The sequence below is a fragment of the Streptomyces sp. NPDC058674 genome (assembly GCF_042716505.1).
Taxonomy (GTDB): domain Bacteria; phylum Actinomycetota; class Actinomycetes; order Streptomycetales; family Streptomycetaceae; genus Streptomyces.
Window position 1 is genome coordinate 1 of sequence record NZ_JBHXSC010000096.1, and the last position, 21,683, is coordinate 21,683.

The window sequence follows — 21,683 nt, forward strand, 5'->3', positions numbered from 1 at the left end:
GTCCGGCCCCGGCCGCCGCCCCGCCGCCCTGCCGAGGGCCCGGCCCCGGCGCGGACCTGTCCGGTGCCCGCCCGCCGGCTGCCGCCGGCCGGTAGCTGCGTTGCGGTGTTCGTGACTGCGTCCCGGCCCACGCGGCCGGGTCACCCGACGGCCCGGGCCGGCGGCCAGCGGCGGCCGCGCCGGGGCCCGGCGCCGGTAGGGCGGCCGGGGCGCGGCGCGGCCGGGGCCAGAGGACAGGCGCAGGCGGGCTGGAGGCCGGGGCCAGAGGACAGGCGCAGGCGGGCTGGAGGGCGGGGCCAGAGGACGGGCGCAGGCGGGCTGGAGGGCGGGGCCGAGCGGAGGGCGGGGCGGGGGTGGCCGGAGGGCGGGGGCCGCCCTCGCCCCGCTCAAGGTCACGCAAGCAGCCTGACCCGCACCTCACCACTGTCACGGTCGACCTGCACGGCTTGACCTACGCGTCGGCCCCGTGACCCTCGGCAAGAACAAGCAGGTCGCGCGGCCTGGAGATCCCTCTTCCGTGGATTCAGGCGCTCCGGGGCGGCTCCCGCTTCGCGACCGTCTTCTTGACCGGCGCCGCCGAGCTCTTCTTCGCGGCGGACTTCCTGATGGGGGCCTTCTTTGTGGCGGCCTTCTTCGGGGCCGGGCTCTCCCCGATCGCGGCCGGGCGGAGCAGGGGCCGGCCGGCGAAGCAGGAGCGGGGGGGAGGAGCGGCGCCCCCCATCCTCCGAACCGTACATATCGCGTACGGATGGCGTACGGAGTGGGAACAGGCGGACGCGGGTGCGTCAGGGTGTGTCGCCGTGCCACAGGAACGGTCCTGCGGGATCCCCTTCGGCGGGTGCGTAGAACGCGCGGCCGCAGGGCCCGTACATCCCGCGACGTGGTCCTCACCTCGCTGAACACGGCGCTGCTCCTCGATGCGGCCGTCGGCAGCCGGTTCTGCACCGCCGTCTTCGGCGTCCTTGAACCGCACGAGGAGGAAGGGTTCACCGTCACGGTGGCCACCGGCGGGCACCCCCCGGCCTACCACCTGCGCGGCCAGGGGGCAGTCGAAGCGGTGCAGCCCAAGGGCGGCATGCTCATCGGCGCCATCGCAGGCGCACACTTCGCCTCCCACAGCATCCACCTCGCCCCAGGCGAAGGACTGCTCCTCTACACCGACGGGCTGACAGAGGTCCGCACCCTTGGTGGCGAAATGATCGGAGAGGAGGGCCTGACCCGTTTCCTGTCCGCGCGCACCGCGTCTGTCAGCGCGGCGGCGGTTATAGGGGACACCGTCGACTTCCTCGACGCCATGCCCCACGGGGCCGGTGACGACGTCGCCCTGCTGGCCCTGTCCGTCCCCCTCGCTGACGCCGCGGACGGCCTCAGCGCGACCGCCACCGCCTACACCATCGCCCCCGCCGGAGAGACGCCCGTGACCGACTTCCGCCTCACCGCACAGCACACCGATGGCGACCTCGCCCTGGCCCACGTTGCCGGGGAGCTCGACATCGACACCGCCCCCCACCTGCGCGCCCAGGCACTGGCCCTGATCGAACAAGGCCACCGCCACCTGATCCTGGACCTCGGGGCCGTCACCTTCTGCGACTCCTCCGGCTTCAACGCCTTGGTCGGCATCTTCCGCTGCGCCAAGACCGTCGAGGGCACCCTGGTCCTCGCCGCCGTCCCCGACCGCCTTGAGCGGCTGCTGAACCTCACCGGCCTCGACACCCTGCTGCCCGTCCACCCCACCGCCGCCCACGCCCTCGTCGCACACACCCGCAGCCAGGACACGGCCACCGCGTAACCTCCCGCGGTGGCCGCCAGGCAAAGGCGGCCACCGCAGCTGCAATGATGGCGCCGCCCCCAGTGGGTGCCGCGCCCGGATCAGCTGGCAGCGACCTGTTCGTCGGCCAGCGCCTTGCGGGCCTGCTGCCAGCTCGTGTTTGCTCGCACTCGCCAGGCCCCGGGTGTGAGGCTCGATCAGAGCTTCGAGCGCGGGCAGCAGGCCGGGGTAGTGGCGAACAGGGCCTGCGTCCGTTCGTGGCTGTCCCCCGGACGCCGTCCCAGACGGCCGCGCCGAGGGGAAGTAAGGAGGCCAAGGCCTACCTCCATGCGGCCTGCACCGACCTTTGCACCCACTTTCTGCACCGCCTTACTTCTTGGACCAGCAGGGGATCCCCCTGCTCAAAGTCCTGGCGCACCCTCGGCACCTGACCTCTCCCATCCAAGATCACCAACAGAGTCAAGCTAATCGCATTTCTACATGTATGGCTTGTCGGGGGCGATGATGAGACGCTTATTGCCGCCACCGGTGCTGGGGCCAGATACGGGCGGGGCGACGTCGTAGACGCCAGTACCGGTGTACTTGACCTGGTCGTTCGGCTGCCAGTAATCCTGAAAGATGTAGTAGAGATGAAATTTGTGTGGGCGGCAAGGTTCACCAGGTGGACAGGTAATACCGTCCTTATAGACCCTGATGCTCTTCCCCATCTCGGCTGAGTCGCCGACCCAGGGAACCCGAATGTCGCTGGTTTTTGTGCTATGGGCGTCGATTGGGCCGAACCAGGAGTTATTCTCTCCGATATAAAGCCATGCCGGATAGTCCATTGCGTTCTGTACTTCCGTGATGACGGTGACATTCGCCCTGGCCATGGTCGCGGATTTGGTGCCGTGCAGGGATCCGGGCGTGGCGGCGGCGTCGGCGGGCGGGAGGGCGGTGAACGCGCCGCCAACCGTAAGAGCTCCTGCTACGACGGCTGAGCGGATACGGGAGATTCGCATTGCGATCCTTACTTTCCGGGCCATATCGGCTCTACGGAGAGTAAGACAATGGATACACAGAGTCAATGAGCCTTTTGTGTGGCCACTGCTCGAGTGACGCTGGTGGCGTGGGTCGGGGTGCGCAACGGACAGGGCTCCCGTGCCGTTGAGAGAAGTGTTCGACGTCTCAACTCCCCTCCGGTCACACCCTCCGGGCCTGGAACGGGTGCGAGGGTGGGAGTGGACCCCCGAGGGAGGGAAGCCGTCGGGTCCGGGGCGTGATGCCGCGCCCCGGACCCGTCGGCCCCGTCATCAGGCTCCGATGGTCTGGGGGGCCTTCCGGAGGAGACAGGTCACGGCGAGGGCCCTTCTCCGTATCAGTAGTGCCTTTGGGCGACGCCGGTCAGGTCTGCGGCCGACTTGGGGGTCATCCATTCAGACGTGGCCAGGTGCTTCTGGAGCAAACGGGGCGGAGGCTGGGCGCATGGCCGCCAAGCTGATCGTCTACCCGCCGGATGCCCAGGGCTGGCGCCGGGTCCGCTACGACGGCGTCGCCATCGGGGTCGCGCACCGCCCGGCCGACATCCGTGTCTTCCTCGCCGCTGCCGGGTTCGAGGACGCCGATGACGTGGACCTCACCGACCCGGACTTCGGGGAGTGGAGGGGCGCCGGACCCGTAGCATGGGACCCGTCCCGCTGATGGGCTGACGGAGTCGACAGCAGCTGAACAAGCAGGGCAAGTAGCTGCTATCAGGGGAGCTCCGCGCAGATGGTCTTCCGCCTTCCGGCACCGGCTTGATGCGGATGCCGGTAGCGAGTCGCTTGACCAGGACCCCCCCACCCGCTGGTTCCATCCGTACGGGGGTGCGGGGCTGGGGAGGCGGGGGTCGGCGACGCAGACGTCGATGGAGTGGTCCAGCAGTTCCAGGTGCAGGGCGCAGGGGCCGGCGGCGTGTCGGATCGCGTTGGCGACGAGCTCGGCCACACCAGGAGCACGTTGTAACGCTCTCGTTTCCGGCCTGGTGAATCACCTGGCCTGCCGGAGGCCGCCCGGACACAGCACAACGCGCCTGCTGGCCACCCTTGCGAGGTAGGCCAGCCAGGCGCGTTGTGCTGTGTGGGGGCGGGGCCGCGGGCGGCTTGGGATCACCTGTTGTGGCGCTACCTACCCAAGGCTCGGGCCCGGTCCGGTGGTGAAGCGGGCTGGGCGTCCGGCAGGCCGCGTGTCAGGAGCCGTCGTAGTGGTCACACGGCTGCCGGACTTGGCCAGCCCGCGGCTGATCATGTAGCCGACGGTGAGGATCACGATGTACAGCCACGCTTGGTCGGCGCGGAAGCAGTCGCCGTGTCCTTCGTCGGTGCCCACGACCATGGAAGCGATCAGGACCGCGACCACAGAGGTGATGTAGGCGAAGAACTCCGTCGTCTTCAGAGCCGACTTCGTCTCCGTCGACAGCCGCCGTGTCCCGTGTCCGGCAACGTCGCCGTCCGCGCGGTGACCACCGGGGGTGCCGAACGGGTTCACAGTGCTCATGACCGCTCCAATCCGTTGTGCGAAGCACACAGTGCGCTCCAGAGGTCGGGATCACACCAAGATCAACGCTGTCCCGCCGCACGACTACCCGGGGCGGGAAATTAAACGTCGCATAAGGAAGACCTTGCGTAATCAACCATTAAAGCGTTCTGACCTGCACCTTTCCGGTGACCGGTGCGCTTGTGCCACTGCGCGGGCAACGGCTGGAACGGCAGGTGGAATGACTCCTAGCACTACGACCGGACGCCGCCTTGGACACATACAAGCCACTCGAAGCAGTGGCTGGGGAGTGGGGCCGGCTGCAGGGACGACGGGACGAGACGTCTGAGAACGGGCGGTTCGACAGCCGCTCCGGTGTCAGGTCACCGATTCGGCCCAGTACCCGTAACGGGCGGGCCGCTCCGGCGGTTGTGGGGTGCGTCGTCCGAGCTGGATTCCCCCGGCAATCGTGAGTGCAAGGAGATTTCGATGTTCCGTGTCGCCAAGGCCGTAACCGTGACCGCCGCCGCTGGTGCCGTCCTGGCAGGCGGGGCCGGTATGGCCGCCGCCGACGCCACCGCCGAAGGCGCCGCTATCGGCTCCCCCGGCGTCCTGTCCGGGAACGTCGTCCAGGTCCCCATCCACATCCCCGTCAACATCTGCGGCAACACCGTCAACGTCGTAGGCCTCCTCAACCCCGCCTTCGGCAACACCTGCATCAACAACGGCGGCTCGGACGGGCACTACAAGGGCCAGCAGCACGGCGAGTACTGACAAGCCCCAGGCCCTGGACCCGGCACGCTCAGCGCGCCGTCACACCCAGTCCCCCATGTAAACCAGCCGCAACGCACAGCCAACACGGAAGTCGGCCTCCCCCTCCATCCTCCAAGGGGAGGCCGATTTCCGTGCCGGGCTCCTGGTGTTGGCGCGGGCGCGCGGATCAGCAAGCGGCACCCAGAGCGGCGCCTGGCGCGGCGAAACCTGATGCACCCCCGGCACAACGCCGCAGCGCAGCGCGCAGACACCGGCGGGCGGAGCCACGAGGGGCGGGTCCCTGACCAGCAGCTATTGGAACTCCTGACAAGAGCCGACCGCGCCGCGCGGCGCGGGGGCCGTCGGTACTCCAGGTCCGCTTTAGGCGGCGCGCCACTCGTGCGCGCCTGCGCCCCTCCACTGCACCAGCTGCGGATCCTCCAGCACGTTCTCCGGGGAGACCACCCCAGCCGCTTCGAGGAAAACCACCAGGTCATGGTCGGAGTAGGCCACACCAAGGACCTCCTCGAGGTCATGACGGCGCATGGTCACCCGGCGTCCGCCGCTCAGGAACGGCGGGTGCACGACGACGGGGGCACTGTCCATGTGTCCAGGGTGCGGCCCATACCGGGGTCAAAGCCAGTCACCGTTCCCGGTGTGACTGATAGATAGTTGGCCAGTGGGTGCGGAAGTAGAACCAGGTAGGGACTGGCGTCGTCGGGGTCGGTGAGGTAGAGGCCGTACCGGACGTCATCGGCCAAGACGACAGTGTTGTCCCCTGCGCGGACCAGGAGCCCGGCGTCTAGCAATCCGGCGACGGCGCTGAGGTTCCGCCTCGAGGGCGCCCTCGCCCGGCGCCTGGGGGTAATGCCGGGGCCGGCAGCGTCGCCCGACCGGGTGCCTTCCGGCGGGACCGGTCGCAGCGAGGGCCGGTGCCGCCTCGTAGGCTGCGGCCATGACTGAGACCCAGACGCCCCGCGACGCCTTCGAGCTGCTCATGGCCGGCAACCAGCGCTTCGTTTCCGGCACCGCCGAGCACCCGAACCAGGACGCCGCCCGCCGCACCGAGACCGCACCGTCCCAGCAGCCCTTCGCCGTGCTGTTCGGATGCTCCGACTCCCGGCTGGCCGCCGAGATCATCTTCGACCGCGGCCTGGGCGACCTGTTCGTGGTCCGCACTGCCGGGCATGTCGCCGGTACGGAGGTGCTCGGCAGCATCGAATTCGGCGTGAGCGTCCTCAACGCGCCCCTGGTCGTCGTCCTCGGCCACGACTCGTGCGGCGCCGTCGCCGCAGCCTGCTCCGCCCTGGAAGACGGACAGACCCCAGGCGGCTTCGTCCGGGACGTCGTCGAACGGGTGACCCCGAGCGTGCTGGCAGCCCGCGCCGCCGGACGCGAGACGGCCGAGGAGATCCTGGCCGAGCACATCGAGCACACCGTGGACCTGCTGCTGGAGCGCTCCCGCGTCCTGGCCGAACGGGTCGCCGACGGCCGCCTCGCAGTGGTGGGCCTGTCCTACCGGCTGGCCGACGGCAGCGCACAGCTCGTTGCCACCCGCGGCGTCGACGCGGCGGTTCCCACCGCGTCCTGACCGTTTCGGTTGCGGCCGCTCACCGGGAAAGCCGGGGCCCCGCAGCCCGACGAAGCCGGTTGGCGATCGCCAGCCCCAGCCCCTCCTCGCCCGGCAGGGACACGACGATGAGGTCGCACCCTTGCTGGTCGAGCTCGCGCAAGAACCCGTACAAGCCGTACGCGTAGGCATCCATCGAACCGGGGACCGCCACCACGGCGTGCGCCTTCACCGGGACGCCGGCGAAGGAGGCAGGCACGAACACACCGACCGTGTGCCCCCGCCCCTGCGCGAGCTCGGCCTCGGCAACGACCTGTTCCGGCTCGACGAGGACAACCCGCGCACGCGGCGCGTAGTGCGACGGGTGCTGGCCCGGCACCCGGACATGACTCGTCGAAGGCACCGCGATCGAGCGCCCCAGCACCGCTTCGAGGTCCTCGCGCGTCACCCCGCCGGGCCGCAGGATGCTCGGGATCTCGCCCGTGACATCAACGATGGTCGACTCGACGCCCACCTCGCAGGAGCCGCCGTCAAGCACCAAGTCGACGCCATCACCAAGCTCCGTACGGACATGGTCGGCCGTCGTGGGGCTGACCGAGCCGAAGCGGTTGGCGGACGGGGCCGTGACGCCGCCGCCGAAGGCCGACAGCAGCGCGAGGGCGACAGGGTGGTCGGGCACGCGCACGGCCACCGTCTCCAGCCCGCCCGTCGCTTCCAGCGGCACCCGGTGGCCGCGCCGCAGGACCAGGGTCAGCGGTCCCGGCCAGAAGTGTTCGGCCAGCAGACGCGCAGTCTCGGGCACGGTCTCGACCCAGTCGTCCAGGTGCTCCGCGGCGGCGATGTGGACGATCAGCGGGTGGGAGGGCGGACGCCCCTTCACCTGGAAGATGCGCGCGACGGCGGCAGGGTCCTCGGCGTTCGCGCCCAGACCGTAGACGGTCTCGGTCGGAAGGGCCACCAGACCGCCGGCGCGCAGCACCTCGGCCGCCTGCTCGATGTCACTGCTCGTTGCCGTCACCATCGCAGTACTCCACTGTCCCTGTTCCGCTCCCACGTCCATGACCTCGCCAGCAGATGACGACAAGACCACGCACGCCCTACGGGTCTCATCATGCCGCCCCGGGCCGGCGGTCCACCGTCAGGGGCCGCGCCGGCCAGGGCCACCACCTGCGCAAGACCCGGAAGGGTCCCGAGGTGGGGTGGCGTCGGATTAGCCCGCTTCGGGGCTCGCTCTCCCCGCCCCGGGGGCCGGCGACGTGACGGCAAGCCCCGGGGGCGGGGGGCGGTAAGCCGCAGCCGCCCTTTCCGGGGCGACCAGGCCGGACCAGAACACACCCGATGTCCCTCGTTCGGGTACCCGCCACACCGTCGGAGCGGCGCCCGCCACTCGTATGCCAGCGGGCCTACTGGTCAGCCTCAGGTGAGCTGACTGACGGCGGCTGAGCAGCGAACGTCGCTACCACCGGTTTATCGCCGCCCGTCTGCCGGACGGCCGAGCCCCCGGTTCAGCGTGGTCAGGGCACGTTCCACTGGCCGGTATTCGGAGAGAATCCGCTGTTCATCGAGAACTGCACTTTGGTGATCTTGGAGGCTTTGGCCACCTCGAAGGTGAGGAACCCCAGTCCCGTGTCGCCCGGTGCGACGGTGATGCTTCCGGGGAAGCTCGCCCCGGCGTTGCTGGGGTAGAACGCCGTGTCGAACTGCTGGCCTTGGGCGTCCACGACCTTGGCCCCGTTGCCGGGGGAGTCTTTGTAGACAGCGGTGCCGGTGTTCTTCAGACGGAACTGGACGGCCACGAATCGTGTGCCGGCCGCCGGGGTGGCGAACTCGTTCTGCGCGCCGGCCGGGTCGACGACCTTCACCAGGGTGACCGCCAGCTTCTCACCGTCCCCAGTTCCGGTGAGGTCGATGGTGGACCCTACCGTCGCAGGCGGCGATGGTGTGGGGCTTGGCTCCTGTGCGGCAGGTGCCGCTTCCTGGACGGGTGCGCCGCTTCCCGGCGTGGTCGTCACGGTGGCCTCTCCGGCGCAGGCCGCCGCGCCAGCGATCAGCCCGGCCGACATAAGGGCTATTGCATGGCGGATGGCATCTCCCGGCTGGCTCAGCAGAGCACGGACCAGTGGCGCATTCCACGATCCTCCGCCATACCGGGGCGCGCACGCCGAAAGCCAGTGCGGGCATGCGGCCTCAGAGGAGCAGGACCACATCCGTGGACGAGAGCGGTACGGCTCCCACCGCCCGTCCCGGTCAGGCGCCCCCGTGCGAGTGCATAGCGGAGGTGGGCTGGGAGCCGTTGGGGGGATTACCGCGTCGTGCTGGAGGGCTGGGGGTGCAAGGTTCGGGCGGCCGCCGCGGCGCGCAGTTTCTCCAGGCGTGCTTTGCTGCTCAGCGCGTTCTAGCAAGGCGTCCAGATGGCTTTCGGAGAGGCGCGTGTCGGTTTCGGCTAGGGCACGCAGGGTCCGCCAGCAGGCTGCCTTGCCCTGTACGCCCATGAGCATCGCCTCGTTTTCCAGGACGTCGCTGAGCGGAGATCGGGAGAGGAGATGGCCGTTGGGCTTGAGGCGGCCTGCCTTCTCCGCGAGCCAGCCGATGGCAGCCTTGGAGTGGCTGGTGGGCACGCCTAGGGGCCTGTTGTGAAAGTGGCGTCGTCAGTCGCCGTTGAAGACGAGATACCGGTGTGCCTTGCGCTCGACTTGAGCGGTCAGCGCAAGGATCTCGTGCACCGCCTCGGCTTCTTCGGCGGCTGAGCCGTTCGCCAAGGCCCGGAGTTCCGGGATGAGGACTTTGAGCTGCGATCGGTTGAACACGGTGTCGTCGCAGGGATCGACGTGTCCGAGCATGGGCAGGTTCTGGCACGCCGCCCGTCTGCACAGGTCAGCGATGGATGGATGTACGCACGTGGCTTCGACCGCGCCTGTGAATGTCCGAACCTGAACGCTGATCCCCATGGGGGCACGCTACTGCTCGACAGCTGGTGCCACCGAAGCATTTACAGAGGTCAGAGCCATTCGTTGATAGCTGCGACAGCACGGTCGCTTCGTAGCGGACGGCGAGTTTGTCGTACCGCGTGGCGACGGCCCGGTGGCGCTTGAGCCGGTTGATCCCGCACTCGACCGCGTGCCGCTGCTTGTAGTCGTCCTTGTCGAACGTCGGCGGCCGCCCGCCACGCGATCCACGCTTGAGGCGGTTGCGGACCCGGTCCGCCGGAACCGGGATGGTGGACTTGATCCCGCGTCTGCGCAGGTAGGAGCGATTGCGGCGGGAGTCGTACGCCTTGTCGGCCCGGACTCGGTCCGGGCGCTTGCGTGGCCTGCCGAGACCCAGCCGGGGAACCCGGATGGCTTCCAGGACCGGCTCGAACTGCGGGGAGTCGCCCCGCTGCCCGGCCGTGATCACGACGGACAGGGGCTTCTGCCCCTGCTCGACCGCGAGGTGGATCTTGCTGGTCAGTCCGCCACGGGAGCGTCCGAGGCCGTGGTCGGCCGGCTCGACGAAGATCCCGCCGGGCGGTTCCTTCTGGAGATCCCCTTTTTCGCCGCTCCGGCGGCGTGCTGATGGGCCCGGCAGACGGTGGAGTCGACGTTGATGTCCCAGGTGATCAGACCCTTCGCGTCGGCCTCGGCCTGGAGCTGGGTCAGGATGCGGGCCCAGGTGCCGTCCCGCTGCCAGCGCCGGAACAGGTCATAGACCCGGTCCCACGGCCCATAACGCTCGGGCACATCCCACCAGGGAGCACCGGTTCGGGTCCGCCACCGTATGCCGTCTATCAGCTGCCGCCGTGTCCACACCTGCGGCCGACCCGGCTTGATGCCCCGCGGCAGCAGCGGCTCAAGCCGGGCCCACTGGCCGTTCGTTAGATCTCCACGCCCCACAGCAGGTGATCATCAACGAAAAAGATCCACTTTCGGACGTACTCCGCCTGCTCCGAGCCGAAGTTCCCCGCTCTCCAGCTCGGCGCCTGCAGACCGGCGGTGAACAGCAGGCCTTCCGCACCGATCCGGTCCCTGCCGGTCAAAGCCCACCGGCCCGTCCTCACACGATCCGTCCACGCCCGAACACGGCGGCCGGGGCGGCCGTTTCCGGATGGGGGAGTCGGCGCCGTCACCGTGCGCGCCCCGCTCCCCTGACAGGTGCGGCCTGCTGCCGGTGGCGGGTACCGCGGCTTCGGCTGGGGCCGGCCGCCGACGGCGAGACGGAACCAGTGATCGTAAAGCTCGGGGTGTGGGTCTCCAACACCAAAACCCGACGGGACAAGCTCACCCAGGAACAGCTCGCCGCCCTCACGGAGCTGGGCGTGGAGTGGGCGTGAAGGGCACTGGGGCTGGCCGTTGAACCAGTCAGCCGCGCACAGGTGCCCCTGGGGCACGTGGTCTCGGGGTCTCGGGGTCTCGTGCTGTCATCCGGGACCCGCAAAGCGGCCAGAAATCCCATCACGCATTGTAATCGAACTGTTACTCTACGTCCTCCTTGGGTAGGTGTGCGGAGCACGCCGGAACAGAAAACCCAGGGAGAGATTCACTTGAGCGAGATCGTTGTCGGTCGGCGCACTACGGGCCGGGCACTCTTGGAGACGCCGCAGGGGCGCGCCCTGCTCAGCAAAAGTTCACGGGGGCAGGTCCAGGGGCTGTTCGACTTCGGCACGGTGGTCGGCATCATCGACCTGGTGGCGGGGCTCGTGGGGGCCGGCACAGGTCCGGATATGGACATCGAGGACCTGCTGGCGAACCATTCGGAGTTGCTGGAGGCCATCCTGGCCGGGCAGGGCGACCTGCTCACGGGCATTGGCGGAGTATCCGGGCAGATCGGCGGAGTATCCGATCAGGTGGACCAGATCTCCGACCTGATCGCCCAGATCGAGCAGTCCAGCGGGGAGCACCAGGCCGAACTGAAGCAGCAGCTCGCGGCCATGATGGCCCAGCAGCAGCAGCTCGCGGCGGAGATCAACGCGAACATCGCCAAGCTGTCGAATCAGGTCGCCGGCCTGTGGTCGGACATGAACGCCTGGTTCACCACCACCTTGCAGCAGGTCGCGGCTCTGGCCCAGGGGCTGGAAGAGGTCCAGGCGCAGCTGGCGCACATCGAGTCGCTTCTGCAGGACGTGCTGGCCGAGCTGGCCGAACTCCACGACCGAGTCGACTGGAGTTCGGTGATCACGCTGATGTCGGAGCACGAGTACCGCGTCGCCTACAGCAGCACCATGGCCCTGGAAGTGCCGGTCAGTATCACCGGCGGGGAAGGCGCGGTTGCCGGGCCGGTGGCCGTCGATCCCGCCGGCCTGCGCAGCTGGGCTCTCAGCACTGCTGACGAGGTCAGCGGGCTGCCGTTCTCGTTGTATGTGATGCATCGCGTGCTGGTGGGCGACACTCTGCTGGGCAAGCCGTTGATGGAGGTTTTCTGCCGGCTGGCCAAGCACGAAGAGGAGATCGTTCCCAAGGATGCGGCGCTGTACTTCCTGCGGCTGGTGGCTGTCCAGGCACAGGGGTACGCCATGCTCGGCAAGGCCCGTCAGGCTCTGGGAATCCACGCCGTGCAGGATGAGCTGTTCCGGTCACGGGTCGAGCAGCAGATGGCGTCCTTCGCGCGCACCCTGGCCTCCGTGTACGGACTGACCGAGTGGAACGCCTCCCTCGTCGGTGACTCCCTCACCGACCCCAAGCCTCTGATGGAGACGACCACGGAGACCAAGCCGGACCGTCTCCTGCTGGTCGACAACAACCGGGAAGTCCTCACCCAGGTAGTCCTGGGAGACGGCGTGGAGGAACCCATCTTCTACCGTGTGGGCCACCCTGTCGCCGGAAGCGACAACGTGGAATCCGTGGAGAAGCGCACCACGTTCTCCGACGGCAACACCTACCGCTTCATGGACCTCCTGACCAAGCATTACGAAGGCGTGGGAGGATCGCACGGTGCGTTCTACCAGCCTTTCCAGTTCATCTTCGAGGATCCCTACGTGCTGGTCGGCCTCCACTTCTCCACCCTCGACAACATCATGCTGTGCGAACCACTGGTCGCCGCATACGACCGGGAAACCGGCACCACCTCCTGGAACGGCTCTGGCGGCGGCCTGTGGAAGGTCACCTACGAACCCGCCGACAAGCCCGGCTATTCCAAATTCTGGTTTGGCGAAACCGGAAACGTGATGACCTACGCCTTCTACAAAGGCTGGCAGGAATCGGACCCTACGACCATCCGTGGCGCTCAATTCGCTCACGTTTCAGGCTCTCCGTACGTGGTCCGCGTCGCTGTCCTCGACGGCGCCTGGGCACAACAGTCCCTTCTCCCCTACTCCCCGCCCACACCTGGGCAGTTGCTGGTGCCCTTCCAGCCCTGACCCAGGGGTGTCGTCCGGCAGACCCGTCCACTGCCCACCGGACGTGATGCGCCGCCTTGTGCCAACGATCACGCCCCCTCCAGGTCACCCGTACCTCGGGGCCATGGGGCCGTCTCCCTCTTGGGACCGTAGGCATCGTCACCGTGCATGTCCCGCGCCCCTGGCCGGTGCGGCCTGCTGCCGGTGGGCGGGGACGGCGGCTTCCGTCGGGGCCTGCTGGCCGGGTGCCGCAGCGGCGGGCGTGGTGGTGGAGCGGGAACGGGCAGCCGTCGGGGAGACGCGGACCCGGGACGCGGGTGCGGCCGGGGTGGAGGGCGGTGTCGTCAGGGCGTGCAGGGTCGCGTCCACGAGACGCCCGACCGTGGTGGAGGACGGGCCGTCCTTCCAGGTGGTGTTCTCGCCGAGGCGGGCCAGGTGCGCGGCGAGGAGACCGGTGCCGCCCTGGTCGCAGATCCGGTCCATGCGGTGGGCGAGCAGGGGCCACTGGCGGGAGCCGACCAGGAGGCCCGCTTCTGCCTCGGGGAGGACGTCCTTGACGACGCCGACGATCGCGGCGTGCGCGAGCCGGTTGACGCCGAGCTGCTCCAGCGCCTTCGCGCGGTCGCCGAGGTCCAGGTCCCGGGGCACGGCCAGGCCCTCGGTCAGCGGGCCCCAGGAGCGCTTCGCATCCGTACTCGCGGGCGGCGCCCACGGATCGACGGCCTCCCGCCCCGGCGGCGCCGCAGCAGAAGCGGGAGCGGTGCCGGGCGCAGCGGCGGGTGCGGGCACACGGGCGTCAGCCGGAGCCGGAGCCGGAGCGGGCTCGGGGGCGGGGGCAGGGGCGGGGGCAGGAGTGGCGGTCGCCGCCGGTGCGGACGCGGGTGCCTTGGCGGCCGCCGCAGTGGTGACGGCGGCGACGGCCTGGTCGACGCCGGCCCCGGCGGCGTGCGCGTCCACGAGGATCCGGGCGACGTCGATACCGCGGACGTCGAGCCGGCCCATGTCGGCGGCGATGTCCGGCCAGGCCGGGGAGGCGAGGATCGCGTCGCGGACCACGCCTTCGGGCATCGTCGCCTTCAGGAGGTCGGCGCATCGGTCGGTGCCTTCCACCTTCGTCCGGGCCACGTTGGCCACCACGGCCTGGTGGACTCCGGCGGTCATGCGGCCCCTCTGCGGCAGGAACACCCCTAGGTGTTCTGTCCAGGGAGCTTGTGGACGGGTGACGCAGGTCTCGGCTACGGCTTCTTGAACGGGTGAGGGCCTTCCGGGTTCGGTGTGGATTGCGACGTCTACACCGACCGAAAGGCCCTCGTGCCCCACCGTAGTGCACCCCTGACCGAGACCGGACGTCTGCGGCTGGCCCGCTGTGTGGTCGAGGACGGCTGGACCTACCGCCGGGCAGCCGAACGCTTCCAGGTCTCGCCCACCACCGCCCAGCGGTGGGCGGACCGGTACCGGATGCTCGGCGAGGCCGGGATGGCCGACCGGTCCTCCCGCCCGCACCACAGCCCGCGCCGGACCCCCACCCGCACCGAACGCCGGATCATCAAGATCCGCGTCCTGCGACGCTGGGGACCGGCCCGCATCTCCGGACTCCTGCGTATCCCGGCCTCGACCGTGCACCGGGTCCTGACCCGCTACCGGATCGCCCGCCTCACCCACCTGGACCGGGCCACCGGCACCGTCATACGCCGCTACGAACGCGAGAAGCCCGGCGAACTGGTCCACGTGGACATCAAGAAGCTCGGCAGCATCCCCGACGGCGGCGGCCACAAGGTCCTCGGTCGCCCGGCGGGCCGCAAGAAGAAGTCCGGCGCCGGCTACCAGTACATCCACACCGCCGTCGACGACCACTCCCGCCTCGCCTACTCGGAGATCCACACCGACGAGAAGAAGGAGACCGCCACCGGTTTCTGGGAACGGGCACAGGCCTACTTCACCAGCGTCGGGATCACCGTCGAACGCGTCCTGACCGACAACGGCTCCTGCTACAAGTCCCACCTCTGGCGCGACACGCTGGCCGCGGCCGGGGTCACCCACAAGCGAACCCGGCCCTACCGGCCCCAGACCAACGGCAAGGTCGAACGCCTCAACCGCACCCTCCTGGACGAGTGGGCCTACGCCCGCCCCTACCGCTCAGAACAGGAACGACGCGACGCGTTCCCGCAGTGGCTGCACATCTACAATCACCACCGCGGACACACCGCACTCGCAGGCAAACCACCCGCCAGCCGCGTCCCCAACCTCACTGGGCAATACACCTGGGCCTGCCCTTCGGACGGCCCACCCGGATCGCGGCCATGACCTGCGGGAAGGCGGGGGCGTCACCGGCCTGGCCCGGGGTGAGGACGAACGCGAGTGGCCGGCACCGGCCGTCGGCCGCGAGGTGGATCTTCGTCGTCAGTCCGCCGCGGGACCGGCCAAGGGCATGGTCGTGCGGCTCGCCGGCCGGAGCCCTTTTTGGCGGCCCCCGGCGGCGTGCTGATGGGCACGGACGATGGTGGAGTCCACCGAGACGACCCAGTCCAGGTCCTCCTCCGTGTCGGCCTGGGCGAGCAGGGCAGCGAAGACGCGCTCCCACGTGCCGTCGATCGCCCACATCCGCAGCCGGCTGTGGGCACCTTTCCATGAACCGAACCGCTCGGGCAGGTCCATCCACGGAGTGCCCGTGCGGTACTTGAACGCGATCGCGTCGATCACCAGGCGATGGTCCCGCCACCGACCACCCCGCCGAGGTGTCCGGTCCGGCAGCAACGGCTCGATCCGCGCCCACTGCGCGTCAGTCAACGACACACATCAACCAACGATCAGATGATCGGTAAGAAACGGCCTAGCTGTCCCTGTTCGACCAGGACGAGGGCCTGCGGCACCAGGTGCTTCTCACCGACACTCCCTACTCCGGTGGTGGCTCCGCCCAGTTCCTGGAGGTCCGTCACCGCGGGCATGCCACCGTCGAGGACCACATCCGGTGCGGCAAGACCACCGGCTTCGGCCGCTTCCCCTCCCGCCACTTCACCATCAACGCGGCCTGGCTCGAACTCAGCCTCGCGGCGATCGACCTGCTGGCCTGGATGCGCGTCCTGCTGTTGGACGGGGAGCTGGCGGCTGGCGAGCCGAAGAAGCTCCGCTACCAGCTGCTGCACGTCGCCGCCCGCCTCACCCGGGGCGGTCGGCGACTGCGCTTGCGGATATCGCAGACCTGGCCCTGGAGACACGAACTGGCTACGGCTTTCCACCGCCTTGCCGCACTGCCCCGTCCCGCCGGCTGACCAGTGAACCCCTGACCGCCCACGACCCGAAAGACCTTGGAGAACCCGACCCCCGCGCCGGGACCCCGCCATGCTCAAGCAACGAAGTCACCTCGCCCACCTGACAGCAGACGATCAGCGACGTCTCATCACTCCAACCGAAACGGCGAGGCTAGTCGTGGCAGCGGTCGTGCTCACCGCGGCGGCCGTGGTCAACCGCCGCTGGGCGGCACCGCTGCCTCTACCTCCGCCTCGGAGGCGCTACTCCGCGAAGCGAGCTGACAGGCGCGGGAGGAGGGCGGCCAGGTCGTCGTCCTCCCATGGCTCGCCGGTCGGGCTGCCGAAGGTGATGCCGTTATCGGGGAGCTCCTCGCCAGTGCTCTGCTGGTAGGCCTGACCCGCCGCGTAGCCCAAGTCTCCGGCCTCCAGCTCCCCCTGGTCGGGGGAGAGCAGTTCGGCCAGGCTGTCCGGGTCGGCGAGGGCCTGCTCGAACAGAGTGCGGCCGGCGCCTATCAGCCAGTCGCGGAAGTAGTCGAAGCCGTCTTCGCTGCAGCCACCCTTGACCAGGTAACCCGCGCCCCAGAGCAACCAGGTGCAGGACCGGACCTTCTGCTCCTCGTAGTGCCGGTCGAAGTCTGCGATCTCACCGGGTGTCAGCCCTACGAGGTGCTCAGTGAGCGCGTCCGCGCGCTCGCTCTCGTCCGCGGTGTCGGCGCGGGTGTCGCTGATGATCTGCCAGAAGGTGTCGAGGTCCATGCCCGCCACTCTGGCAGCCGGGACTGACAACACCGCTCAGCTGGATGGCGCACACCGGTCAGCCAGCGTGGCAACACCACTGGCACACAACTCAACCACCCTCATACGGCGAATTCTCCGAAAGCGGGTGGTTGGGCAGAACCAGACACAACCCACATGATGAAGCTTCCCCTTGATGCCCTGGAGCTCGCCATTTACGGCGCTGAGGGCGCTGGTACGGCTGTCCACGTCTCGCTCGTGTCGTCCCGTACGGCCGGGGTTGCCGCCGTCGTCTGCGGCGGGCACCTCATGGGATTACGCGATGGCTGTGTTCCGACTGAGGTCATGGGCGTTGAGGGCCTGGGCTGTGGTGGGGTAGGCGGGCAGCAGGGTGCTCAGGCCCGTGAGGTTCAGCAGCCGCTCGAGCCGGTCAGGAACGGCGGCCAGGGTCACACTGCCCTCCGCTTCCTTCGCGCAGCGGTAGATGCCGATCAGGGCGTTGAAACCGGAGGAGTCGCAGAAGGTGACGGCTTCAAGGTCCAGGAGCAGGTGGCGGTGGCTTGGGCGGGCCGCGGCGCGGCCCGGTCGCGGACGCGGAGCGGCGCAGAAAGCGGCGCCGGAGCCGGGAGCCGGAGCGGGGGCGCAGCAGGGGCCGGGGTGAGCGCGGAGCGGCGCGGAGCTTGGCGAACGCCGAGCGGGGCCGGGCCGGCCGAACGCGGAGCGGGACGGGCCGGGCCGGGCCGGGCCGGGCCGGGCCAGGCCAGGGGCGAACGCGGCGGGGCGGTGCCGGCGTGGCCGGAGGGCGGGGCCGGGGGCCGGGGCGAGAGCGGACCGGCGGCCGGGCGGGCACCGGCTCCCCTCTACAGGGCGCGCGCTGCCTCGATGCCGTCAGCGGTGGGAAGCACGGCGCGGACCTGGGTGAGGTCCAGGAGCCATCCCAGCTGCGGGGGAACGGGGCCGGCCATGACCAGGCGGCCGGTGCGCAGGATGCGGATGATCAGGTTGAGCATGGAGGAGTCGGCAAAGCCGACCTGGGTGACGTCCAGGACGATGCGCCGTACGCCGGGGGCGTCTACAGCGGCTGTGCAGGCCTGGTCGAGGGGGCCCAGGGTGTCCTGGTTGAAGTCGCCCGTGCAGACGATGACGCGGACACCGTCCTCATCGGGGACCCGGACCTGTTGCTCCACCTGCGCACTCCCCAACATCTGCCTGCGGCGCCCCTGCGGCGCCGCCACCCGCGGACAACATACCGGCGCGGACAACGCAGGTTGTCGCAGGTCAGAAAATCAGGCTCTCCGACTGCGCCCGGGCGGAGCGGGGCCCGCCCGGCGGCGCTGTACCGGCATGCCGCCCAACCCGAGCCCGCTGCCACGTACGAAGCGGGCGGGCAGGCCCGGACGCCGAGGCGGGCACACGACGGCGCAGCGGAACGGCCGGCGCGCCGAGCGACCGCGGCGTACGGCGGCGGGGGCCGGCGTGCGGGGCGATCATGGGCGCGGGTAATCGTGGCCCGGTGGTGGGTACTGCTGGCCGGGGAGTCCGGCGACGCCGAAGAGGACGATCCGCTCGAGCTCCGGCAGCTCCCCCGCCCGCCCGTGGTTCGTGGAGCCGATCGAGCGGACGGCGTATCCGCGGTTGAAACACGCGGTGTCGGCGCGGGAGTTGCCCACTCCGGCAGCACGTATTCGGGAGGCAACGGCGCTGCCCCGGCTCGAGGCCGCGTCAGCGGCAGGCCGGAGAGGGCACGGAGGGCGGCGGTGCAGGGACTCGGCCGTTCAGTGGCTCCGGTCGACGCGGTCGACGAAGTCGCCGACCGCGGTGGCGAAGGCGGCGGGCGCCTCCTGCGCGACGAAATGCCCGACGTCCGGGATCGTGACCGCGGTGACGTCGCTGGCGACCTGGCGCATCGTCCGCTCGGTGAAGGGGGTGTTGATGCCGTCGACGGCGAGCACGGGAACGGTCAGCGGCCGCGACTCGGCCAGTTGCCGCATCCGGTCGCCGCCGGTCAGGGAGGAACGGTAGAGCCCCTCGGTGCCGCGCCAGCCGCCCGGCCGCGCGTAGGTGCGGGCGAACTCGTCGAGGTCGGCCTCGGTGACCCCGCCCGGCACCATCGTCATCACCGAGACGGCCCAGTCGAGCATCGCTCGCTCGCGGCCGGCCAGGAACAGCTCCGGAATTCCCGGGGCGGCCAGGAATCCCACGTGCCAGGAGCCGCCGTTCCTCACGTCGGCCAGCATCTCCCAGCCGTACCCCGGAAGGGTGGTCTCGACGCCGGTGAAGCTGAGGACGTCGCCGGGGTGCGTGGCCGCGAACGCGAAGACCGGCCCGCCGCTGATGTCCTGGCAGGTCACGTGCACGGGCCCGACGCCGAGGTGGGCGACCAGCCGGTGCAGGTCCTCCGCCATGGTGGCCAAGTCGTGGTCTCCGTCGGCGATGCCGGAGTCGCCGAAGCCGCGCAGGTCGACGCCGAACACCCGGTGGGTGGCGGCGAGCAGCGGGATGACGTCGCGGAAGGCCCACCAGGACTCCGGCCACCCGTGCACCAGCAGGACCGGGGAGCCGGTGTCGCCCGCCGAGACGTAGTGCAACGTGGTGCCGTTGACGTCGGCGGTGTGGTGCGTGACGCCCGCCACGGCGGGCGAGGCGGTCACGAAAGCGCTGGTCATGCGATGACTCCCAAGATGGACAACCAGGTTGACTACAGTATTGGTCAACCTGGTTGTCCAGGTCAAGGGAAGATCTAGACTGTGGTCATGTCCTCACGATCCGGCGCCGATCTCGCCCTGCTGCTCCTGGGCAGCTACCGCAATCTGGTGGACGAAGTGGTCCGGGAGCTGGCGACCCGGGGATACCCCGACGCCCGGCCGTCGCACGAGTACGCGATCCGGGCCATCCGAGCCGGCGCCGACAGCGCCTCGGACCTGGCCCGCAGACTCGCCATCACCAAGCAGGCCGCGGCGAAGACGATCGCCGCGCTCGTCGAACGCGGGTACGTCACCACCGAGACCGACCCCGCCGACATCCGCCGCAAGAACATCCGGATCACCGATCACGGGATCGGGCTGATCACCGAGAGCACGGCGATCTTCGACGAGGTGCGGGCCCGCTGGGAAGTGCGTCTGGGCGCCGCCGAACTCGCCGAGCTGGAAACGCAGCTCGCCCACTTCGTCGGCGACTCGCCCATCAACCTCGACGCTCCGGGCTGGGCAGCGGGACAGGAACTGCGCTAGCGGCCAGCAGCCGGCCCCAGGCAGCGGTCCGGCCCCGGTCCGACAGCGTCCACCGCCGAGCTGCTCCAGGGCCTTCTTGCGGTCGCCGAGGTCCAGGTACCGAGGCACGTTCAGGCCCTCGGCCAACGGACCCCAGGACCGCTTCGCGTCCGTACTCGCGGGCGGCCCACGGATCGACGGCCTCCCGCACCAGCACCGCAGCAGGAGCGGGTGCGGCAGTCGGCGCGGCAGCGGGGGCGGGTGCGGCAGTCGGCGCGGCAGCGGGGGCGGGCACACGGGCGTCAGCCGGAGCTGACGCGGGCGCGGCGGCGGAGGTGCGGGCGGGGGCGGGGGTCGCCGCCGGAGCGGGCGCAGCGGGTGCCGCGGCGGCGGTGAGGACAGCGGCGACGGCCTAGTCGACCCCGGCTCCGGCGGCGTGCGCGTCGAGGAGGATCCGGGCGACGTCGACACCGCGGGCGTCGAGGCGGCCCATGTCGGCCGCGATGTCCGGCCAGGCCGGGGAGGCGAGGATCGCGTCGCGGACCAGGCCTTCGGGCATCGTCGTACGAAGGAGGTCGGCCCAGCGGTCGGTGCCCTCCGCCTTCGTCCGGGCCGCGTTGGCCACCACGGCCTGGTGGACACCGGCGGTCACTTGATGTCCGCGGCCCCGCCTCGGCCGCCAGTGCTGGCGACGGCGGCGTGGTCATCACGGGGGCGCAGAACGTCACCGTCCACAATCCGTCCCCGGTTCACGCAACCCAGACAACCGGCACCCACGCCACCTACAGCAGGGAGCCGATGCCGCAGTACGGACGCCCCGACCCGTTGCCGATCCAGACGGCGATGGACTTCATCGCGGCTCTCACGGCTGTTCACGTCTGGGCCGGTGAACCCTCCTATCGCAGGTTGGAGGCTGTCAGTAACGGCCAGCTCAAGCGCAGCACCGTAAGTGACATGCTCAATGGTACGAAGCTGCCGGCATTCGACCGCTGCACCGCCTTTCTCCGAGCCTGCGGCATCGCCAACATCGATGACTGGGTCTTCACATGGCGTCGACTCAAAACCCTCGACCGGCCTGGAACCACCGCATGGCTGCCCGGGCCGGCCAGCTGACGATTAGCCAATCTCCGCAGCCGGCGCATGCGCCGGAGCCCCCGACAGGACCTTCCGCGGGGACTCCGGCGTAGGGAGGTTCAGCCTGCGGCAGCATCCGTCTGGTGGCGTAGGACCGCTCATGGAGAGGGTGAGCAGCACCTGCGTCAGCAGCACCTGCGTTCGGTGGGCGCTGCCGTCCTGGAGGACGTGGACGCCGGGCCGGGAGCGGGCTGCTCCCCGGTGGTACACGCCCGCCCCTGCCTAAGAAGTCATCTCATTTGGGCTTCGCGGGTAGGCTGTCGGTCATGGTGGGGATCATTGAGCGGCTGGTGCCGGATGAGTTGTGGGTGCTGTTCCAGCGGGTGGTGCCGGAGGCGCCGTCGCGTCCCCAAGGCGGGGGACGGCGCCGGCACGGCGACCGTGAAGTCCTGGCCGCGATCGTGTTCGTCGCGACGTCGGGTTGCACCTGGCAGCAGCTGCCCACGGCATCGTTCGGCCCTTCGGG

General features: G+C 69.9%; 22 protein-coding genes and 4 pseudogenes. 11 read left to right on the top strand and 15 right to left on the bottom strand.

Going from position 1 to position 21,683, the window contains the following annotated elements; translation table 11 throughout:
• Positions 1–523: 523 nt before the first annotated feature.
• Entirely contained in the window at positions 524–721 is a 198-nt protein-coding gene (locus tag ACFWU6_RS31440; protein WP_383984603.1) for a hypothetical protein, read from the bottom strand.
• A gap of 117 nt (positions 722–838) precedes the next feature.
• Between ACFWU6_RS31440 and ACFWU6_RS31445 the strand changes: the two genes are divergently transcribed.
• Complete coding sequence (locus ACFWU6_RS31445; protein ID WP_383984606.1) at positions 839–1,789, top strand: anti-sigma factor antagonist; 951 nt, start codon at positions 839–841, stop codon at positions 1,787–1,789.
• A gap of 455 nt (positions 1,790–2,244) precedes the next feature.
• Here ACFWU6_RS31445 and ACFWU6_RS31450 read toward each other — a convergent pair whose 3' ends face one another.
• Complete coding sequence (locus ACFWU6_RS31450) at positions 2,245–2,766, bottom strand: hypothetical protein (RefSeq protein ID WP_383984609.1); 522 nt, start codon at positions 2,764–2,766, stop codon at positions 2,245–2,247.
• A 463-nt stretch (positions 2,767–3,229) separates the two neighbouring features.
• Between ACFWU6_RS31450 and ACFWU6_RS31455 the strand changes: the two genes are divergently transcribed.
• Positions 3,230–3,445 carry a hypothetical protein gene (locus ACFWU6_RS31455; protein WP_383984612.1) on the top strand — a complete coding sequence of 72 codons (216 nt, stop codon included), beginning with the start codon at positions 3,230–3,232 and terminating at the stop codon, positions 3,443–3,445.
• Between the two features lie 465 nt (positions 3,446–3,910).
• Here the strand turns inward: ACFWU6_RS31455 and ACFWU6_RS31460 are convergent, their stop codons facing one another.
• The gene (locus ACFWU6_RS31460) at positions 3,911–4,279 is read right to left on the bottom strand and encodes a hypothetical protein (RefSeq protein WP_383984615.1); all 369 of its coding nucleotides are present in this window, start codon (positions 4,277–4,279) and stop codon (positions 3,911–3,913) included.
• 468 nt (positions 4,280–4,747) lie between these two features.
• Here ACFWU6_RS31460 and ACFWU6_RS31465 point away from each other — a divergent pair, with 468 nt between their 5' ends.
• A complete protein-coding gene (locus ACFWU6_RS31465; protein ID WP_383984618.1) occupies positions 4,748–5,032 on the top strand; it encodes a chaplin in 285 nt (94 codons plus the stop codon).
• Between the two features lie 360 nt (positions 5,033–5,392).
• On the opposite strand, the gene ACFWU6_RS31470 is transcribed toward ACFWU6_RS31465, so the two are convergent.
• A complete protein-coding gene (locus ACFWU6_RS31470; protein WP_383984621.1) occupies positions 5,393–5,617 on the bottom strand; it encodes a hypothetical protein in 225 nt (74 codons plus the stop codon).
• A gap of 349 nt (positions 5,618–5,966) precedes the next feature.
• Here ACFWU6_RS31470 and ACFWU6_RS31475 point away from each other — a divergent pair, with 349 nt between their 5' ends.
• Positions 5,967–6,602: a carbonic anhydrase gene (locus tag ACFWU6_RS31475; protein WP_383984624.1), complete on the top strand. Its 636-nt coding sequence runs from the start codon at positions 5,967–5,969 to the stop codon at positions 6,600–6,602.
• Positions 6,603–6,621: 19 nt separating this feature from the next.
• Here ACFWU6_RS31475 and ACFWU6_RS31480 read toward each other — a convergent pair whose 3' ends face one another.
• The 4 genes and pseudogenes from ACFWU6_RS31480 to ACFWU6_RS31495 form a co-directional block, all read right to left on the bottom strand.
• Entirely contained in the window at positions 6,622–7,602 is a 981-nt protein-coding gene (locus ACFWU6_RS31480; RefSeq protein WP_383984627.1) for an L-threonylcarbamoyladenylate synthase, read from the bottom strand.
• A 493-nt stretch (positions 7,603–8,095) separates the two neighbouring features.
• Positions 8,096–8,644, bottom strand: coding sequence for a DUF4352 domain-containing protein (locus ACFWU6_RS31485; RefSeq protein WP_383984630.1), 549 nt, complete (start codon positions 8,642–8,644; stop codon positions 8,096–8,098).
• A gap of 585 nt (positions 8,645–9,229) precedes the next feature.
• Entirely contained in the window at positions 9,230–9,529 is a 300-nt protein-coding gene (locus tag ACFWU6_RS31490; protein ID WP_383984633.1) for a hypothetical protein, read from the bottom strand.
• Positions 9,530–9,579: 50 nt separating this feature from the next.
• A pseudogene (locus ACFWU6_RS31495) lies at positions 9,580–10,453 on the bottom strand (IS5 family transposase).
• Positions 10,454–10,758: 305 nt separating this feature from the next.
• Between ACFWU6_RS31495 and ACFWU6_RS31500 the strand changes: the two are divergent.
• Positions 10,759–10,890, top strand: a pseudogene (locus ACFWU6_RS31500) (helicase associated domain-containing protein); the annotation flags it as partial.
• A gap of 210 nt (positions 10,891–11,100) precedes the next feature.
• Positions 11,101–12,912 carry a PspA/IM30 family protein gene (locus ACFWU6_RS31505; protein WP_383984636.1) on the top strand — a complete coding sequence of 604 codons (1,812 nt, stop codon included), beginning with the start codon at positions 11,101–11,103 and terminating at the stop codon, positions 12,910–12,912.
• Positions 12,913–13,050: 138 nt separating this feature from the next.
• On the opposite strand, the gene ACFWU6_RS31510 is transcribed toward ACFWU6_RS31505, so the two are convergent.
• Positions 13,051–14,052: a hypothetical protein gene (locus tag ACFWU6_RS31510; protein WP_383984639.1), complete on the bottom strand. Its 1,002-nt coding sequence runs from the start codon at positions 14,050–14,052 to the stop codon at positions 13,051–13,053.
• A gap of 150 nt (positions 14,053–14,202) precedes the next feature.
• Here ACFWU6_RS31510 and ACFWU6_RS31515 point away from each other — a divergent pair, with 150 nt between their 5' ends.
• A complete protein-coding gene (locus tag ACFWU6_RS31515) occupies positions 14,203–15,195 on the top strand; it encodes an IS481 family transposase (protein ID WP_383984642.1) in 993 nt (330 codons plus the stop codon).
• On the opposite strand, the pseudogene ACFWU6_RS31520 reads toward ACFWU6_RS31515, so the two are convergent.
• Positions 15,155–15,684: pseudogene (locus ACFWU6_RS31520) on the bottom strand (IS5 family transposase); the annotation flags it as partial. The gene ACFWU6_RS31515 and the pseudogene ACFWU6_RS31520 sit on opposite strands and share 41 nt — an antisense overlap.
• A 41-nt stretch (positions 15,685–15,725) precedes the next feature.
• Between ACFWU6_RS31520 and ACFWU6_RS31525 the strand changes: the two are divergent.
• Positions 15,726–16,160 (top strand): annotated as a pseudogene (locus ACFWU6_RS31525) (transposase); the annotation flags it as partial.
• Positions 16,161–16,400: 240 nt separating this feature from the next.
• On the opposite strand, the gene ACFWU6_RS31530 reads toward ACFWU6_RS31525, so the two are convergent.
• The 4 genes from ACFWU6_RS31530 to ACFWU6_RS31545 form a co-directional block, all read right to left on the bottom strand.
• The gene (locus ACFWU6_RS31530) at positions 16,401–16,895 is read right to left on the bottom strand and encodes a DUF4240 domain-containing protein (protein ID WP_383984645.1); all 495 of its coding nucleotides are present in this window, start codon (positions 16,893–16,895) and stop codon (positions 16,401–16,403) included.
• A gap of 294 nt (positions 16,896–17,189) precedes the next feature.
• Positions 17,190–17,633, bottom strand: a complete 444-nt coding sequence (locus tag ACFWU6_RS31535) for an STAS domain-containing protein (protein ID WP_383984663.1) — start codon at positions 17,631–17,633, stop codon at positions 17,190–17,192.
• Positions 17,634–17,734: 101 nt separating this feature from the next.
• Positions 17,735–18,061 (bottom strand): STAS domain-containing protein, encoded by a 327-nt coding sequence (locus tag ACFWU6_RS31540; protein ID WP_383805587.1) that lies wholly within the window; start codon positions 18,059–18,061, stop codon positions 17,735–17,737.
• A 588-nt stretch (positions 18,062–18,649) separates the two neighbouring features.
• Positions 18,650–19,540 (bottom strand): alpha/beta fold hydrolase, encoded by an 891-nt coding sequence (locus ACFWU6_RS31545; RefSeq protein WP_383984648.1) that lies wholly within the window; start codon positions 19,538–19,540, stop codon positions 18,650–18,652.
• An 87-nt stretch (positions 19,541–19,627) separates the two neighbouring features.
• On the opposite strand from ACFWU6_RS31545, the gene ACFWU6_RS31550 reads away from it, so the two are divergent.
• Positions 19,628–20,104 (top strand): MarR family winged helix-turn-helix transcriptional regulator, encoded by a 477-nt coding sequence (locus tag ACFWU6_RS31550; RefSeq protein ID WP_383984651.1) that lies wholly within the window; start codon positions 19,628–19,630, stop codon positions 20,102–20,104.
• Between the two features lie 391 nt (positions 20,105–20,495).
• On the opposite strand, the gene ACFWU6_RS31555 is transcribed toward ACFWU6_RS31550, so the two are convergent.
• Positions 20,496–20,735 (bottom strand): hypothetical protein, encoded by a 240-nt coding sequence (locus tag ACFWU6_RS31555; RefSeq protein ID WP_383984654.1) that lies wholly within the window; start codon positions 20,733–20,735, stop codon positions 20,496–20,498.
• Positions 20,736–20,782: 47 nt separating this feature from the next.
• Here ACFWU6_RS31555 and ACFWU6_RS31560 point away from each other — a divergent pair, with 47 nt between their 5' ends.
• Together ACFWU6_RS31560 and ACFWU6_RS31565 are read left to right on the top strand one after the other, a co-directional pair.
• On the top strand, positions 20,783–21,196 hold the full coding sequence (locus ACFWU6_RS31560; protein ID WP_383984657.1) for a hypothetical protein: 414 nt from the start codon (positions 20,783–20,785) through the stop codon (positions 21,194–21,196).
• 287 nt (positions 21,197–21,483) lie between these two features.
• Positions 21,484–21,683 (top strand): transposase (locus ACFWU6_RS31565; protein WP_383984660.1); only part of this gene is annotated, 200 nt, incomplete at its 3' end.